Below are 1,242 nucleotides of genomic sequence, written 5' to 3'. Positions count from 1 at the left end.
CTGACGGCGGCTTCGCCGAAGGAGCTGGCGGTGCAGCGGAGGCTGGTGGAGGATCTTGGGGGGACGTTTCATCATGTGGTGGGGGATGACATACCCGCGGCGTTGCTGGAGTTCGCGCGGGGTGTGAATGCCACGCAGATCGTGCTGGGGTCGTCGCGGCGCAAGGCGTGGCAGTACGTGTTCGGGCCGGGTGTGGGGGCGACGGTGGCCCGGGAGTCGGGTCCGGATCTTGATGTGCACATCGTCACGCACGACGAGGCGGGCAAGGGGCGGGGCCTGCCCGTCGCCCGCGGCGCACGCCTGGGCGGACTGCGCCTGCTCTGGGGCTGGCTGGTCGGCGTGCTCGGCCCCCTCCTGCTCACGCTGCTGCTGACGAGCGTCGCGCCCGGCGTCGGCCTCGCCAACGACATGCTGCTGTATCTCACCCTGACCGTGGCGGCGGCGCTGCTCGGCGGGCTCCTGCCGGCACTGGCGTCGGCGGTCGTCGGATCGGTGCTGCTGAACTGGTACTTCACCCCGCCCGTGCACACCCTGACGATCGCCGACCCGAAGAACATCGTCGCCATCGCGATCTTCGTCGGCGTCGCGGTGGCGGTGGCGTCGGTGGTGGACCTCGCGGCCCGGCGTACGCATCAGGCGGCCCGGCTGCGGGCCGAGTCGGGGATCCTGTCCTTCCTCGCGGGCAACGTGCTGCGCGGCGAGACCAGTCTGGAGGCCCTGCTGGAGCGGGTGCGCGAGACCTTCGGCATGGAGTCGGCCGCGTTGCTGGAGCGCGAGAGCGACGTCGCCCCGTGGACCTGCGTGGGCCGCGTCGGAGCCGGCGGGCCGCTGGAGCGCCCGGAGGACGCGGACGTGGACATGCCGGTGGGGGACCGCTTGGCGCTGGCCCTGACGGGGCGGGTGCTGCCCGCCGAGGACCGCCGGGTGCTGGCCGCGTTCGCCGCCCAGGCCGTGGTCGTACTGGACCGGCGCCGCCTCCAGGAGGAGGCCGAGCGGGCGCGTGCCCTCGCCGAGGGCAACCGCATCCGCACCGCGCTGCTCGCCGCCGTCAGCCACGACCTCCGCACCCCCCTGGCCGGCATCAAGGCGGCGGTCTCCAGTCTGCGGTCCGACGACGTGGCGTGGTCCGAGGAGGACCAGGCAGAGTTTCTCGAAGGCATCGAGGAGGGCGCCGACCGGCTGGACCACCTGGTCGGGAACCTGCTCGACATGTCCCGCCTGCAGACCGGCACGGTCACGCCG

Annotated in this window: 1 protein-coding gene; it reads left to right on the top strand. The window is 73.1% G+C overall.

Going from position 1 to position 1,242, the window contains the following annotated elements; genetic code table 11:
- Nucleotides 1-1,242 (top strand): DUF4118 domain-containing protein (locus ACGF8A_RS34540; protein WP_393114800.1); only part of this gene is annotated, 1,242 nt, incomplete at both ends.

Source organism: Streptomyces sp. NPDC047706, from assembly GCF_043204795.1.
Classification (GTDB): domain Bacteria; phylum Actinomycetota; class Actinomycetes; order Streptomycetales; family Streptomycetaceae; genus Streptomyces.
Note: the sequence above shows the minus strand (reverse complement) of the source record. Positions and strands in the feature narration are given on the sequence as shown.